This is a genomic window from Psychrobacter sp. UBA6766 (genome assembly GCF_002453355.1).
Lineage (GTDB): Bacteria > Pseudomonadota > Gammaproteobacteria > Pseudomonadales > Moraxellaceae > Psychrobacter.
On sequence record NZ_DKGQ01000017.1, the window covers coordinates 1 to 14832 of the forward strand.

A 14832-nucleotide genomic window follows, 5' to 3' on the forward strand; every position below is an offset into this window, starting at 1 on the left:
CTTTAGGTAGTGGGTAGTTCATTGAGTAATGATGATGGGGTACACGCTCCAGGATTATTAGCACTTTATCAGGCATTGTCTACTACCGCAGAGGTTGTGGTGGTCGCGCCAAGTGATGAGCGAAGTGGCTGCTCAAGCGCCCCGAGTATCTCAGCGCCGTTATATACGCACAAGCTCGATTCTGGTTTTATTGCGGTGAATGGTTCGCCTGCTGATTGCATCTACTTGGCGTTACATGAACTCTATCGTCATACGAGTTTTGACTGGGTAATTACGGGCATCAACTCAGGTGCCAATCTCGGGCAGAACGTTTTATTTTCGGGTACCTTTGGCGCCGCTTTGACCGCACAACTTTTTGGCATGCCAGCAATTGCCACTTCCTTAGTGGGCGGCGTTAACGGTGAAGGGCAAGAGCAGGCCGGCCATTATCAAATGGCAGCCAATGAGATAGTCAAACTCTTGACGGGTACATCAATATTAGATGCTTGCAAAAATTTGCCCTATCATGTATTAAACGTTAATATTCCTGATGTTAAAAGTGCTGCTGCGATTAAAGGTCGAAAAATAACGGCGCTCGGTCACAGTCAGATAGCGCGTCCTGTCCATCATATGGTTGACCCGCGTGGGCGTGATGCCTACTGGTTATCGCTACGCAAACGCCAATGCCAACAAGAGTTATTAGCAGAAAATGAAAGTCTTGAGACATTAATAATAAAGATGACGGATGACCAAGCGGTGGCAGCAAGGTATATTAGTCTATCACCTGTGCGATTGCATCATACGCCAGACGCAGCATTAGAGACACTTTCGGCGCTGGTTTTGTAAGGTTGGTTTTATAAGTGAGTAGCCATAAACGTAACTTATAAATAATCGCAAATTATAAACATGTCGGTATGAGCAAATAGACACAAAAGCGTCATTAAGCCATTGACTGTTTATTTGTTATTGACTATTGGCGAAATATTAAACGGTATAACAGTTAGCAAAATGCTTGTGAATAACACAAGGAGTTTGTGAGTAACGTAAAGAATAGGAAATCTGTATGAAGAAGCTTATTGCTGGATCGCGCATGGCAACAGTGGCCTTGATGGGTACGTTAGCAGCAACATTGACGATGGTCGGCTGTGCCACCAAACCCACTTACCAAGGCCCCAATCAAGGACCTAGGATCATCACCAACGGACAAGGCGTTCCCAATTATCATCATGTACAGCGCGGCGATACCGTCAGCCAAATTGCTGAGCGCTATCGCCTAAATTATCGTCAAATCGGGGCGCTAAATGGCTTAGACAGCAAATATACGATTTATACTGGTCAATGGCTCAAATTATGGCAAGGTGAGCCTGTACGAGCTACCAATAACAATCGTTACAATGCGCCTGCGCAGACACGGCCAACCTATACGCCGCCAGTGACCAGCACCCCAAATTATTCACAAGCCCCAGTCTACGAAGTGACAGCCAACGCAACGTCAGGTTATGAGTATCCAAGTCGTAACCAAGTGACCCGTAACTTTGACGCCGCCACTGGCAACATGGGAATGTGGTTTGCGGGAAGTATGGGCGATCCTGTACTTGCTAGTCAATCAGGAACCGTGCTTTATGCAGGTGACGGGCTGCCCGAGTATGGCAACCTAATTATGATTCGTCATAGCGATAATTATATTACTGCCTATGCGCATAATAGTGCGTTGTTGGTCAGAGAAGGTGAGGCAGTAGAGCGCGGTCAGCGTATTGCAAATATGGGTAGCAGCGGCGAAACCAATCAAGTCGGCTTGGAATTCCAAGTGCGCTTAAATGGTAATCCTATCGATCCGCGCGCAGTACTAGGACGTTAAATTTACGGCAATTTTGCTAGTGGCTAATAGTCGCTTTTAACTGCTTGGCTACTTTACTTATTGATACTTGAGAATTTTATGTTATTAAAAAAGCAATACCTTACCCTGTTTCCAGCTTTAGTCATGGTCGGCTGTACCAGTCAGCAAGCAATGCAAAAGCCAAGTAAACCTGTACGCCAAGGTAATGTGCAAATTACCCAAACCCAAACCATTCAAGTGAAGCCAACGCCCGTACCAGTCGTCAAGCCGCGGCCAGTTGCCAAGCCAAGCTATAACAGTTTTTCTGATTGGAAGTCGGATTTTTCTATGCGCGCGATTGCATCGGGTCATGATGCCTCGACGGTACGCCGTTTGCTTGATTCTGCTTATTTAAACCAGCAAGTCATCTCGCTGGATTCAGGACAGCCAGAGTTTTCTAAAATGCCTTGGGAATATGCTGATTCTGCCGTGTCAGATGGACGCGTGAGCATGGGTAAGCGTAAATTTGCTGAACAACGGGCGTTTTTGTCGCAATTAGAATCGCAGTATGGCGTCAATGCAGAAATCATCGCCGCGATTTGGGGCATGGAGTCGTCATATGGCGCTGTAACGGGCAATAGCAGCATTCCAAGCTCGCTTGCCAGCCTTGCTTATGATGGTCGCCGCCAAGAGTTTGCTGAAACCCAGCTATTGTCTTTAGCAACCTTATTGCAGCGTGGTGATGTTTCTTGGTCTCAGCTCGATGGTTCTTGGGCAGGCGGCATGGGGCAGACGCAGTTTATCCCTGATACGTGGCTGAAGCACGGCGTTGATGGCGATGGTAACGGTCACCGAAACCCATGGTCAACAAGCGATGCTTTAGCCTCTACTGCCAATTATCTGAGCAATTCAGGTTGGGTGCGTGGCTTGGCGCCGTTTTATGAAGCGACTATTCCGTCGTCATTTGATTATTCGACCGTTGGTACCAAGCAAACGGCTGCCAGATGGGCGGCGATGGGCGTGGATACTATAGCTGATGTCTCCTTAGATGGTAATACTCAAATGGAACTATGGCTGCCTGCGGGTAAAGACGGTCCAGTATTGCTACTCAGTCCGAACTTCGATGTGATAAAGGTTTATAATAATTCATCAAATTATGCGCTTGGTGTCAGCTTATTGGGTAAAGCCATTGCTGGACAAGGTGGCTTACGAAAATCATGGCCGCGCTATGAGCGACCATTATCGACCGCTCAAGTTCGTAATTTACAGCAGCGCTTGACCAGCTCAGGTTATGATACAAAAGGCGCCGATGGTATCGTCGGTACTAATACTCGTAAGGCATTCCAGCGCTGGCAAGCAGACAATGGTCAAACCCCAGATGGTTTTATCACTCAGCGTAGTGCGTCTTCACTGGCGGGATGGTGAGACAGAGTAAAGTCACTGTTTTTGGACAATCGTTATTTTAGGCTGTTGTTTAAAAAATAATGATGTTGATGAATAAAAAACTCCGTTAATGACGGAGTTTTTTTATGATTTGAAAGTTAAGAGCAGACGTTTAAAGGGTGACGGTAAACTCAACCATTCCAAATTTAGCGCCATTATCGTCTGAGTTCGAATCTGCCGTCACTGTCCCAATCACTGCGCTGACCTTTGTCTGGCTTGCATCCTTATCTAACAGTCGCCAATCACCAAGCACGTAGCGTTTTTTATCATTGGTAGCTTGGTGAATATCTGGACGATGGGTATGACCATGTAGTAACGCATCGCTGTCTGTTATGGCTTGTAGCACCGCATTATCATTGACATCCATGATATAAGCGGCTTTATTGGCATTGTTTTGCTGACTTTTTTGGCGCATTTTATCGGCAATAACCAAGCGTTTTTCCAGTGATTTATTCAGTAAATACCACTGGGTCAAACGATTACGCATCATTTTTCGAAAGAACTGATACTTTTTATCATCAGTACACAATGCATCACCGTGCTCTAAACGATAATTCTGCCGTCCGACGGTTAAGGTATAGGGCTCATAAATGAGCTCACCGCCGAATAGACTGCAAAATGGCTGACCTAGCAGAAAATCACGGTTGCCATGCATGACCAATATCTCACAGCCAGCGACTCGCAGTTTTTTTAATTTAACGATAAGCGGGGTGAGCCAATGCGTTATTTTTTCTTCTTCTGACAGTGACAAATACCCATCATCACCGATCCAAACCTCAAACCAATCGCCTAAGATAAATAATCGTTTAAGCTGAGGCAGGGCAAGGCAATCATCAAGCAGTGCCAAAAAAGCCTGCACTAAGGCAGGCTCTTCAGGCGATAAATGCAAATCGCTAATCAAAACTTGCCGCACTTCATGAGGGCGGGTTGTGATTAAATGATTAAAGGTTTGCATTTATCTTTTTCCTTATGAATTATCATAAGCGGCTATTAAAAATAAAACGCTTATTCTATATTGTCTACCAAGAAACTATTATCGCGTAATGATAGTCGCTGAATTGATGATTACTGGCTCTTTTGGCACATCAGCGTGCATGCCAAAACGGCCCGTTGGTACGCCGCGCATTTTATCGATCACGTCCATACCACTGGTGACTTTACCAAATACCGTATAGCCCCAACCTTGCATGTTTTTGCCAGAGTGGTTTAGGAAGTCATTGTCTTTTACGTTAATAAAAAACTGGCTGGTTGCCGAATGCGGGTCCTGTGTACGCGCCATTGCAATCGTACCTTTATCATTCTTCAAACCATTGTCGGCTTCGTTTTCAATTGGCGCATTGGTTGCTTTTTCATTCATGTCAGCGTCCATTCCGCCACCTTGAATCATAAAGCCATCAATGATGCGATGGAAAATCGTACCGTCATAATGACCAGATTTAACATAGTTTAAAAAGTTTTCGACCGTTTTTGGGGCTTTTTCTTCATTGAGTTCGATAACGATCGCACCCATATTGGTGTCAAGTTCTACTACTGGTGGCATGTCTACCATGTGATATTCCTTTTTGATTATAGCGCTATAAATAGCACTGTTTTGAGTGGTGACTAAAAAGTTATGGCTAGTCTAACGGCTTTTTTGTCGTCTGTCATGTATCAGGCTGTTAATGCCTTTGCAAAAGCTGATAGAATAACGCAACGTTATCTTTTACCAGTGATTTTTGATTGATTGTTTTAAACTTTATTATTTTAAACCTTCTATAAAGCGTAATGACGCGCGTTATACACTGAAAACTTGCGCTAGGAGCAATACCCGATGAGTGAGCACTCAAGCAACAATGTACAAAAAAACGAACAAAAAAATGACTTTATTCGTAATATCATTCGCGACGATGTCAAAGCGCAAAAATACCCTCAAATCGTCACCCGCTTTCCGCCTGAGCCAAACGGCTACTTGCATTTGGGCCATGTCAAATCTATCTGTTTAAACTTTGGTATCGCCAAAGAGTTTGGTGGCGTTTGCAACCTGCGCTTTGATGACACCAACCCAACGGCAGAAAAGCAAGACTACATCGATAATATCAAAAACGATGTGAAATGGCTTGGGTTTGATTGGGCAGGGGATGCGCATCATGCGTCAGGCTACTTTGACCAGCTCTACGCTTGGGCAGTGCAATTAATTGAGCAAGGCGATGCATATGTAGATTTGCAGTCTCCTGAGCAAATCCGCGATAACCGTGGTTCATTTAACGAAGCAGGAACGTCCTCGCCGCAGCGTGACGCCAGTGTCGAAGAAAACTTGAAACTGTTCGATGATATGAAAAATGGTAAATACGCCGAAGGTGAAGCGGTATTGCGCGCCAAGATTGATATGGCAAGTCCAAATATGAATATGCGCGACCCTGTTATCTACCGCGTTATGCATCAAGAACATCATCAAACGGGTGATAAATGGTGCATTTATCCGATGTATGATTTTGCTCATCCGCTCTCTGACGCGCTTGAAGGTATTACTCACTCATTATGTACGCTGGAGTTTGAAGACCATCGCCCCTTTTATGATTGGGCGGTTGAAAAAATTGGCTTTGACGTGCCGCCACATCAATATGAGTTTAGCCGCCTAAACGTCGACCATACCCTGACCAGTAAGCGCAAGCTTAAGCAACTGGTCGATGAAGGCATCGTTAGTGGTTGGGATGATCCGCGAATGCCAACGATTGCGGGAATGCGCCGCCGTGGCTACACGCCAGAAGGTTTACGTGATTTTTGTGAGCGCGTTGGCGTGACCAAAGTAGACAGCGTCGTTGATTTTCGTCTATTAGAATTTAGTATTCGTCAGTCATTAGAAGCCACCACAGGGCGTGGTATGGCGGTATTAAAGCCATTAAAGGTTACCATTACCAACTTTAGCGAAGCGGTTAGCAGCTGGGAAACTGAAAAAGCCGACAGCGTTAATGCACGCTGGGATGAAGATGCACAGACTTTATGGTTGACGCAACCAAACCATCCGAATGTCGATATGGGTGAACGTGAAATACCGTTTACCGAAACCCTCTATATTGACCAAGGCGATTACGAGATTGAACCGCCGGCAGGTTATAAACGTTTATCACCAGAGAAAAATGAAATTCGTTTGCGTAATACCTATGTCTTGGCAGTCACTGAGCACGTGCTAGATGATGCGGGTAATGTTGTTGAACTCAAAGCAACGATTGACCCTGCGACTTTGGGTAATAACCCTGAAGGCCGAAAAGTAAAAGGCGTCATTCATTGGGTCTCAGCAAGCCAAGGCGTTCCAGCGACGGTACGAATGTATGAGCAGCTGTTTAGCGCGGAAGACCCAAGCAGTGTTCCTGACGTTCATGAAGCGCTAAATCCCAATTCGCTGACTGAATTGGACGCTGTGGTTGAACCGTCATTGGCAAATGCTGATGCAGGCACACGATTTCAGTTTGAGCGTGAAGGCTATTTTATTGCCGATAGTGAAGATCACAGCAGTGACAAGCCTGTATTTAACCAAATCGTTAGCCTGCGCGACAGCTATAAACCGGCTTAAATTATAGTTATTAGCTCTACTATAGTGAACTCACATTAAAATCGAGACAGTGTGACCAGGGCGGCTGAGATGAATTTTTCGTAGCCTCTGTGATAACAGCAAGCAAGGAAAGTCTATATCAGGCGCACATCATTATTGATTTTATGTTGAACCAGTGTTTAAGACAATACTCCACAATAGTAGTTTTCAAAATTGCCTATTTCTAGTACGCTAGGGATGGGTTTTTTTGTATAAGCATGGATTTTAATAATAAAGGGTGAGGGTAGTTAAATGGCAAAGTTTTTAAACAGTAGCGGTACGACTTATCATTTGGAAGAATTGATTAAAAATGCGTCTGATAGGCTAATTATTATTAGTCCATATCTAAAGCTTAATGAACGTATTAAAGAGCTCTTAGAAGACCGTAATCGTCTCAAGATTGATATTCGAATTGTCTATGGTAAAAATGATTTGCACCCTGAAGAAATAAATTGGCTTAAAAATTTAACCTTTATTCGTACCAGTTTTTGCAAAAACTTACATGCTAAATGCTACATCAACGAAAATGAATGTATTATCACCAGTTTGAACCTTTACGAATTTAGTCAAGTCAATAATAATGAGATGGGCGTATTAATTTATCGTAATGAAGACGCTAAGCTCTATGCTGATACGTATGAAGAAGCACAGCGTATTATTCGTATTAGTGATGAAGTGCGCATGTCGCTTGAGAAAGTGACTGAGCCTGAAAGTAGAACTGATAATACAGCGAGTGCTAATACGCCATCTAAAAACAATATTATCAATAACACGGCGACTTCTAACGAAACGCCTAATTATTCTAAACTAACGACCGCAAAGCTTGCTAAAGAGTTAGGATTAAAGACACAAGCGTTAAATGACAAATTATTGACGGCTGGCTATCTGCAAGAGCAAGAAGGGGAGCTGTTATTAACAGATGCTGGACGTGCCGCTGGCGGAACCAGTAAACGTGGTAAATTTGGTGAGTTTTGTTTGTGGGATTCAGGAATGGTTATCTAATGAGGATTTAAATTTGCTATTAGATCGCTTATTCATGAGTTACTTAGTAATAAATGGAATAAGCGCATTACAATCCATCACAAGACATTCATAACCAATTTGCTAAGATAAAAGAGAATTCTTGCTGACGTACGTTGAGTTATTGTGTAGTATTGACTGAGTACGTTGATAGCTAGGTACGTTTATAATAATAGAGCGCATGAATGTGTTTGGATCTTAGAGCTCACTACTAACATAAATAAGGAATGAAGCATGGCAAATTTACGTTTAGGTGATACCGCACCAAATTTTGACGCGTCAACCACTGAAGGTGATATCAACTTTTATGATTGGGCTGGAGATAGCTGGATCGTCTTATTTTCACATCCTGCAGATTATACGCCAGTGTGTACCACCGAGCTTGGGCGTACGGCAGCATTGGGTGGCGAGTTCCAAAAGCGCAATGTTAAACCAATCGCATTATCGGTCGATGGATTAGAGGATCATAAAGGCTGGGCAAAGGACATTGAAGAAACCCAAGGCACAGCCGTTAACTTTCCTATTATCGCTGACTCTGATCGCAACGTTGCTGATTTATATGACATGATTCATCCAAATGCTGATAATACAGCGACGGTTCGAAGTGTGTTTATCATTGATCCTAACAAAAAAGTACGCTTAATACTTACGTATCCAGCCAGCTGTGGTCGTAACTTTGATGAAATCGTCCGTGTTATCGATGCGATGCAATTGTCTGATGAATATAATGTCGCAACGCCAGTTGATTGGAAAGAGGGTGACGACGTTATCATTCCTCCAAGCGTCAAAAATGAAGATATCGCTGCCAATTATCCTAAAGGTCATACCGAAGTTAAGCCTTATCTCCGTACCACACCAGCTCCTAATAAGTAAGCAGTGAATCTGATCATTTATTAATCATAAAAAGCCCTATAACGAATGGTTATGGGGCTTTTTACTATTATGAGCTCGGTATAAAAATATCCTATGGCTGTTTTATTTGGAGTTAACTAGATACATATAACAAGCAGCGCCAAGGTTTTGCTATGATGGGGAGAGTGAGTTTATATACCGCTTAGAGAATTGAATTTTACTCATGCTTTATGCTCACTGTTTATATGAGAAGTTAGCTATGAGAAGATAGTTTTTTAAAATTATAATTAAGTTTGTTTATTATAAAATTTAATGGCGCTGAGTCGCTTTTTAGCGTTACCTTACAAGGAGTTTGTCATGAAAAAATTATATGTCACCCGAACTGCACCGAATCCGCGTAAAGCGCTTATTCTACTAGCCTCAAAAGGTATCGATGTTGATGACATGGATGATCTTGATGTCGTCGATATTGATTTTGCTACTAACGAGCAGATGTCTGATGAATTTACCAAAATAAATCCGATGCAGACGGTGCCTGTATTACAGTTAGATGACGGCACCATACTTAATGATTCGCAAGCCGTTTGTGAATATCTCGATAGAGTATATGGCGAGCGTTCGGTGATGGGAAATGACGTGGTACAGCGTGCTCAAGTGTGTTCGATGCGTCGTATCGCTGAGTTTGAAGTATTGTATAACTTTATGCTGGCATTTCAGCACAGTCATCCATCAAAAGCGCAGCGAGTTGAACAAGTGCCAGAATTTGTGGGGCCATCCATCGCTCGAGCGGTAAAAGCGTTGCCTTATTTTGAAAACGCCTTAAAAGGTCATGACTATCTGATTGGTGATCAATTAAGCTTTGCTGATATTGTGCTATATTTAGGATTAGATTTTGGCAAACTTCTTAAAGTGAACCCGAATGAGCAAGGTGAAAACCTTGCGCGATTTTATCAAATGATGAATGAGCGTTTTAGTATTAAAAATATGGCAAAGGCCAAACCTGATCATGAGTGAGTAGAATAAACGCCGATTTATCATTCAGCAGTGTTTACCTATAGCCTTAAGTAGCCGATGTGATGGTTAGCTACTTAAGGTTTTTTTCATTGTTAAATCAGAAAAATAAACAATATCAGTTACTATCAAGATATAAAATTAAACACTTCGTAACAATGCCAGTAGTCATCAGCGTTATAGTAGTCAAATTATTACGCTCTGGGTAATATGCTTTAGATAAGGGGATAAAATTACTCCTTGAATTGTAAAAATAGATTATAAAAAGTTTAACCACAAGGTATGACTGCTATGGCCTCGTCTTCTAGAACGGTATCTTTTACAACGCTGTCTTTTATGAAATCATCTTTTATCACCTCTCTAGCGAGATTGGCTCTATTGCCAAGTATCCTAGCGGCAAGTTTGGTGCTAGGGGCATGCCAAGATGCTTCTGGGCCTAATACAAGTAATGTACAAGACGAGAGCAGTATGAATAACAGCGGTGTAGATGGTAGCGTTACGGCGTCTGATGCCATAACAAACGATGAGGCCGTAACAGATGAGGTAAGCGCTGAAGAACAAATGATAGCCCGTCTGTCACGTTATCGCTGGACACTCATGTCTGTGGAAAATAAAGACGCCCAGCCGTTAAATCTGCTGTCAGATATAAAAGACCAAGTGCGCTTGACCTTTAGTCAATACCAAGGCGAGAATAGCCTAAACTATAGTGTGGGCTGCAATACCATGAGCGCAAGTTATCAGCTTCAAGGTCAGACGTTGACCATCCAAGACGGTATGAGCACCAAAATGTCGTGCGGTGAGCTTGATAAGGCTGAAAACCAATTGAATGAGCTGATGCAAGGTGAAAGTCAATTGACCTTAGTCTTAGACAGCAAAGACAATAATAGTAATGCTGATAGCGCAACAACTGAAAGTCATCAACCAGTCTTAACGCAAATCACAAGCGACGCGGCGACGTTAGTTTGGGCAGGAAAGCTGACTTCGCAAGCCAAATATAATAGTAAAGGTGAAACGGTATTTTGGGCAGTAAATGCTAAAAAAATAGCCTGCACCAATGGTGGCTCAGAGATGTGTATTCAAGTAAAACCCATTACCTATGATGACCAAGGCATTAAAGTGAGCGAAGGTGAGTGGTCAGCCTTTAACGGTGAAATCGATGGCTATCAGCCTGATGGCATGCATGATGAAGTACTACGTCTCCAGCGCTATGAGTTAGACGGTAACGAGAATGAAGAAGTGCAAGAATATGCTTATGTACTCGATGCAGTGATTGAAAGTAGCGTGGTAGAGTAATGCTTTGTTAGAGTAGGTTTGTTGGTCATTTTTATTATTTAAAATGATGACTCAAATAGAAGAGATAATTTAAACAAGAAACACGCGCCGTTTGGACGCGTGTTTTTTTATATTTATTACTTCTATCACTTTACTGCGAACTTATTTTTTAACGCAAATTTCCTAAGTCTTCTTCGGTCAAACGCCAGCGGCCTTTTTTCTTCGAAGCACCGCGACCACGCATGGCGCTGTTTAATATCAGTTTGTTCATTGAATGGCTTGAATGCGCATGACAAATGGCGCAGGCTAAGCCGTCAGCGGCATCTTGTTGCGGTACAACTTCTAAAGACAGGATGCGGCAGACCATTTCTTGCACCTGCTCTTTTGCCGCTGCTCCATAGCCGCAAACAGCTTGTTTAATTTGGCGAGCGGTGTATTCGGATACTTCTAAATCGAGTGCGACCATTGCTGCTATAGCCGCACCGCGAGCTTGACCAAGCTTTAAAGCTGAGTCTGGGTTTTCTGCCATAAATACTTGCTCGATGGCCGTATAAATAGGCTCATCGGTATATTTTAAATGGTGCTGGGTGATACGCGTCAAACCATTAAAAATACGCTTTAGGCGTTCCGGCATCTCTTTGGTATCTGTACGAATGGTGCCTGCGTCAATATAGGTCAGTTTATCACCAGTTTGTTGAACAATGCCATAACCGGTCATGCGCGAACCCGGATCAATCCCGATAATAATTGCCATAGTATTCCGTCTTGCTTACATTTTGTTTTATGGCTTAAAAATCAGCCGTAAGTTTGATAGTATAGCAATCAATCCCCATATACATCATATGTTAGCCATATTAATTTGCATGGCGCTTAATTTTTTAGATTTTATCTTATAGGACGACACTTTATGGGTCAGATAGTTGGTATTGCCATCGTTTGGTTTATTATCGAGATGCTACTGTGGTATTTACTTGCTCAATTTATGAGCGGTTGGTGGGTGTTTATGTGGTTTATTATCGCCGCCGTCATCGGTATCTCGCTCGTGCGTAAAGGTATGGCAGCACTCAATCCAATGGCACAGCAAATGAAAGCTGGTGGAATGATGAACCCAGCAATGCGTCCGCAAGAATCCACTATGATTAAAAGCGTGGCTATGGCAGCCGCGGGCATTTTGCTACTAATTCCAGGTGTGCTTAGTGATTTATTAGCGTTATTAGTTATATTACCGCCAGTGCAGAAAAAACTCAAAGACTTTGCCAATAATTATGTCATGAATAATCAGCAAAAAATGATGGAAATGATGGCAAAACAGATGGGTGGACAAATGGGCGGCGGCCAAAATCCGTTTGGTGGCATGGGTGGTCAGAACCCATTTGGCGGCCCAGGCGGCATGAACAACCAAAATCCGTTTGGTCAGCAGCAACAAAACCCATTCGGTAATGTGTTTAAACAGCATACGACGGTTGATGGCACCGCCAAAAACGTCCCTAAAGATGTAAAGAAAATCACCAAATCTGCTAATGATGAATAATGGATTTATTGTTAAATAAGCAATAAACGACCATAAAAAAAGCCTCTTTTATCATTGATAAAAGAGGCTTTTTAGTGGTTAAAAACTATTTTTTATCATGCTTATCTCTATAAATGAAGCGAATGAAAAACAGTCAATAACTAAATAAAACAACCGAAGTGCCGCCGTAAGATGGTGACCCATGAACCGTGAAGTTCAGGGCGGATGCGTCACTGCCTCTGCAGGTTTCCTGAGACACCGCAAGCAGTGCAGGCATACACAATGAGGCAATAGGTACCACATCCTGGTAAAGCATTATCGGCTCAGGGAATATACATCTACTAGCCAACACTTCAGAATATAATTATCTTAACCAATGACTTGAGTGATTGCAAGTACGGTTTACAGATTGATACGTAGGGGTCATTATCAGCATTAAAGATGTTGAGTATTAACCCTATTTTCTAGAAAATTAGAGGTCTTTCAAGTGCTTAAAGTTTAGCCTAAACGACGATTTTTCAGCTATTTTGAGATATGTGTTAATATAGAGGCCTTTAAACATCCTAAGATAGCATTCTAGGCGTTCATTCACTTGAGGAGCGGTAATCCATGACCAACAATCAGCAACAATCAGAATTTATCGACGATAGTCAGGCTAAGCTCAATAATAAACAAGATAGCGAGCAAAATAAAAAAATGCCGCATGTCTTAATGATATTAGATGGTTTTGGACATCGTGAAGACGATAAGGATAATGCGATTGCTGCTGCCCATATGCCAAATTTGGATAAGATTTATCAGCAGTATCCGCATGGGTTGATATCGGCTTCAGGAAAAGACGTCGGTTTACCAGACGGTCAGTTTGGTAACTCAGAGGTGGGGCATATGAATTTGGGCGCTGGCCGCGTGCTTTATCAAGACTCAACCCGTATCTCAAATGAAGTGGCCAATCGTGAGTTTTACAAAAATGAAGCGTTAGTCAATGCGGTAAAAGCAGCCAGTGAGCGAGGCGGTAACGTCCATATTATGGGACTGTTATCAGATGGTGGCGTCCACTCTCATCAAGACCATATCGAAGCAATGTGTCATTCAGCATTGGTACACGGCGCCAAAAATGTCTTTGTTCACTGTTTCCTAGACGGCCGTGATACGCCACCAAAGTCTGCTGATAAGTATATCAACCGTTTACGTGACCACATCGCAAAACTCAATGACCATTATGAAGGCGGCCGCGTCCAAATTGCCAGTATTATTGGGCGTTATTATGCGATGGATCGTGACAATCGCTGGGACCGCGTGCAAAAAGCCTACGAGCTACTGACCGAAGGAAAAGCTGATCGCTTAGCGACGCGGGCAGATGGCGCGATACAGGCCGCTTATAAAGCCCGTGAAACTGATGAGTTCATCAACCCCACCGTGGTGGTTGGTCGTGATGAAGTGCCTCATACTGTTGATGATAATGATGCGCTTATTTTTATGAATTTCCGCGCTGACCGTGCCCGTGAGCTTGCGCAAGCATTTGTGCTACCAGATCATGAGTTTTCGGGGTTTGCTCGTCATAAACAACCAAAACTTGCTGCGTTTGTGATGTTGACGAAGTATTCTGACGTGCTAGCAGGCAATCCAAAAACCAATATTGCTTATTATCCAACCTCATTGACCAATACGCTTGGCGAATATTTGCAAAATGAAGGCAAAACCCAGCTACGAATCGCTGAAACTGAAAAATACGCCCATGTGACTTTTTTCTTTAGCGGCGGTCGTGAAGAAGAGTATAACGGCGAGACGCGCATTTTAGTGCCGTCGCCTGATGTTGCCACTTATGATTTAAAGCCAGAAATGAGTGCGCCTGAGGTTACGGACGAGTTGGTAGCGGCAATTGAGTCAGGTAAATACGATGTGTTAGTGGTTAACTATGCCAATGGCGATATGGTTGGTCATACAGGTATCTTTGATGCTGCGGTTAAAGCGGTAGAGGCGTTAGATGTGTGCATTGGCCGAGTAGAGAAAGCAGTACGGGCTGCAGGTGGCGATATGCTTATCACCGCTGACCATGGTAACTGCGAGCAGATGCAAGACTACGAAAGCGGTCAGGTGCATACGCAGCATACCACAGAGCACGTGCCATTGATTTATATTGGGGAGCAAGCAGTAAAAGTCCGTAGCGGCGGTAAGCTCAGTGATATCGCGCCAACTATTTTGGCGTTGATGCACATTGAGCAGCCAACAGAGATGACTGGAGAAAACTTATTGGTTCCAGCCTTATAAGTCAATCATTTAATATCACGTCAGTAAAGCTAAATTTAAATTTCAAAAAAAGGGGAGAGATAGTGTCTATCTGAACTGAACCCCATAAGTTGG

General features: G+C 43.1%; 13 protein-coding genes and 1 other RNA gene. 10 read left to right on the forward strand and 4 right to left on the reverse strand.

Annotation, left to right across the window (positions count from 1 at the left end):
* Window positions 1-21 precede the first annotated feature (21 nt).
* From surE to B4K26_RS03965, 3 genes are all read left to right on the forward strand, one after another.
* Window positions 22-825, forward strand: coding sequence for a 5'/3'-nucleotidase SurE (gene surE / locus B4K26_RS03955; protein ID WP_296243691.1), 804 nt, complete (start codon window positions 22-24; stop codon window positions 823-825).
* A gap of 217 nt (window positions 826-1042) precedes the next feature.
* Window positions 1043-1837 carry a peptidoglycan DD-metalloendopeptidase family protein gene (locus B4K26_RS03960; RefSeq protein ID WP_296243692.1) on the forward strand — a complete coding sequence of 265 codons (795 nt, stop codon included), beginning with the start codon at window positions 1043-1045 and terminating at the stop codon, window positions 1835-1837.
* A gap of 78 nt (window positions 1838-1915) precedes the next feature.
* A complete protein-coding gene (locus B4K26_RS03965) occupies window positions 1916-3220 on the forward strand; it encodes a lytic murein transglycosylase (RefSeq protein WP_296243695.1) in 1305 nt (434 codons plus the stop codon).
* A 130-nt stretch (window positions 3221-3350) separates the two neighbouring features.
* On the opposite strand, the gene B4K26_RS03970 is transcribed toward B4K26_RS03965, so the two are convergent.
* Both B4K26_RS03970 and B4K26_RS03975 read right to left on the reverse strand, forming a co-directional pair.
* Window positions 3351-4193 carry a UDP-2,3-diacylglucosamine diphosphatase gene (locus B4K26_RS03970; RefSeq protein WP_296243697.1) on the reverse strand — a complete coding sequence of 281 codons (843 nt, stop codon included), beginning with the start codon at window positions 4191-4193 and terminating at the stop codon, window positions 3351-3353.
* A gap of 78 nt (window positions 4194-4271) precedes the next feature.
* On the reverse strand, window positions 4272-4778 hold the full coding sequence (locus tag B4K26_RS03975) for a peptidylprolyl isomerase (protein ID WP_296243710.1): 507 nt from the start codon (window positions 4776-4778) through the stop codon (window positions 4272-4274).
* A 270-nt stretch (window positions 4779-5048) separates the two neighbouring features.
* Between B4K26_RS03975 and B4K26_RS03980 the strand changes: the two genes are divergently transcribed.
* The 5 genes from B4K26_RS03980 (at window position 5049) to B4K26_RS04000 (ending at window position 10982) form a co-directional block, all read left to right on the forward strand.
* Complete coding sequence (locus B4K26_RS03980) at window positions 5049-6788, forward strand: glutamine--tRNA ligase/YqeY domain fusion protein (protein WP_296243698.1); 1740 nt, start codon at window positions 5049-5051, stop codon at window positions 6786-6788.
* A 270-nt stretch (window positions 6789-7058) separates the two neighbouring features.
* Window positions 7059-7808, forward strand: coding sequence for a phospholipase D family protein (locus tag B4K26_RS03985; protein ID WP_296243700.1), 750 nt, complete (start codon window positions 7059-7061; stop codon window positions 7806-7808).
* Window positions 7809-8060: 252 nt separating this feature from the next.
* Window positions 8061-8699, forward strand: a complete 639-nt coding sequence (locus B4K26_RS03990) for a peroxiredoxin (RefSeq protein ID WP_296243702.1) — start codon at window positions 8061-8063, stop codon at window positions 8697-8699.
* Window positions 8700-9035: 336 nt separating this feature from the next.
* A complete protein-coding gene (locus B4K26_RS03995) occupies window positions 9036-9692 on the forward strand; it encodes a glutathione S-transferase family protein (protein ID WP_296243703.1) in 657 nt (218 codons plus the stop codon).
* A 333-nt stretch (window positions 9693-10025) separates the two neighbouring features.
* Window positions 10026-10982: an META domain-containing protein gene (locus B4K26_RS04000; RefSeq protein WP_296243704.1), complete on the forward strand. Its 957-nt coding sequence runs from the start codon at window positions 10026-10028 to the stop codon at window positions 10980-10982.
* A gap of 148 nt (window positions 10983-11130) precedes the next feature.
* Here the strand turns inward: B4K26_RS04000 and ruvC are convergent, their stop codons facing one another.
* Window positions 11131-11715: a crossover junction endodeoxyribonuclease RuvC gene (ruvC, locus tag B4K26_RS04005; protein ID WP_296243705.1), complete on the reverse strand. Its 585-nt coding sequence runs from the start codon at window positions 11713-11715 to the stop codon at window positions 11131-11133.
* Window positions 11716-11868: 153 nt separating this feature from the next.
* Between ruvC and B4K26_RS04010 the strand changes: the two genes are divergently transcribed.
* Window positions 11869-12492 carry an FxsA family protein gene (locus tag B4K26_RS04010; RefSeq protein ID WP_296243706.1) on the forward strand — a complete coding sequence of 208 codons (624 nt, stop codon included), beginning with the start codon at window positions 11869-11871 and terminating at the stop codon, window positions 12490-12492.
* A gap of 146 nt (window positions 12493-12638) precedes the next feature.
* Here the strand turns inward: B4K26_RS04010 and ssrS are convergent.
* Window positions 12639-12834: non-coding RNA, 6S RNA (gene ssrS, locus B4K26_RS04015), on the reverse strand.
* Window positions 12835-13080: 246 nt separating this feature from the next.
* On the opposite strand from ssrS, the gene gpmI reads away from it, so the two are divergent.
* Window positions 13081-14739, forward strand: a complete 1659-nt coding sequence (gene gpmI, locus B4K26_RS04020; RefSeq protein WP_296243708.1) for a 2,3-bisphosphoglycerate-independent phosphoglycerate mutase — start codon at window positions 13081-13083, stop codon at window positions 14737-14739.
* The last annotated feature ends 93 nt before the right edge of the window (window positions 14740-14832 follow it).

Bases quoted from the DNA above. Each gene is read 5' to 3' on its own strand.
- B4K26_RS03990 (WP_296243702.1), top strand. From the start codon at position 8,061: ATGGCAAATTTACGTTTAGGTGATACCGCACCAAATTTTGACGCGTCA.
- B4K26_RS03960 (WP_296243692.1), top strand. From the start codon at position 1,043: ATGAAGAAGCTTATTGCTGGATCGCGCATGGCAACAGTGGCCTTGATG.
- B4K26_RS03985 (WP_296243700.1), top strand. From the start codon at position 7,059: ATGGCAAAGTTTTTAAACAGTAGCGGTACGACTTATCATTTGGAAGAA.
- B4K26_RS03965 (WP_296243695.1), top strand. From the start codon at position 1,916: ATGTTATTAAAAAAGCAATACCTTACCCTGTTTCCAGCTTTAGTCATG.
- ruvC (WP_296243705.1), bottom strand. From the start codon at position 11,715: ATGGCAATTATTATCGGGATTGATCCGGGTTCGCGCATGACCGGTTAT.
- B4K26_RS03970 (WP_296243697.1), bottom strand. From the start codon at position 4,193: ATGCAAACCTTTAATCATTTAATCACAACCCGCCCTCATGAAGTGCGG.
- B4K26_RS04010 (WP_296243706.1), top strand. From the start codon at position 11,869: ATGGGTCAGATAGTTGGTATTGCCATCGTTTGGTTTATTATCGAGATG.
- B4K26_RS04000 (WP_296243704.1), top strand. From the start codon at position 10,026: ATGAAATCATCTTTTATCACCTCTCTAGCGAGATTGGCTCTATTGCCA.
- gpmI (WP_296243708.1), top strand. From the start codon at position 13,081: ATGACCAACAATCAGCAACAATCAGAATTTATCGACGATAGTCAGGCT.
- B4K26_RS03975 (WP_296243710.1), bottom strand. From the start codon at position 4,778: ATGCCACCAGTAGTAGAACTTGACACCAATATGGGTGCGATCGTTATC.
- B4K26_RS03995 (WP_296243703.1), top strand. From the start codon at position 9,036: ATGAAAAAATTATATGTCACCCGAACTGCACCGAATCCGCGTAAAGCG.
- B4K26_RS03980 (WP_296243698.1), top strand. From the start codon at position 5,049: ATGAGTGAGCACTCAAGCAACAATGTACAAAAAAACGAACAAAAAAAT.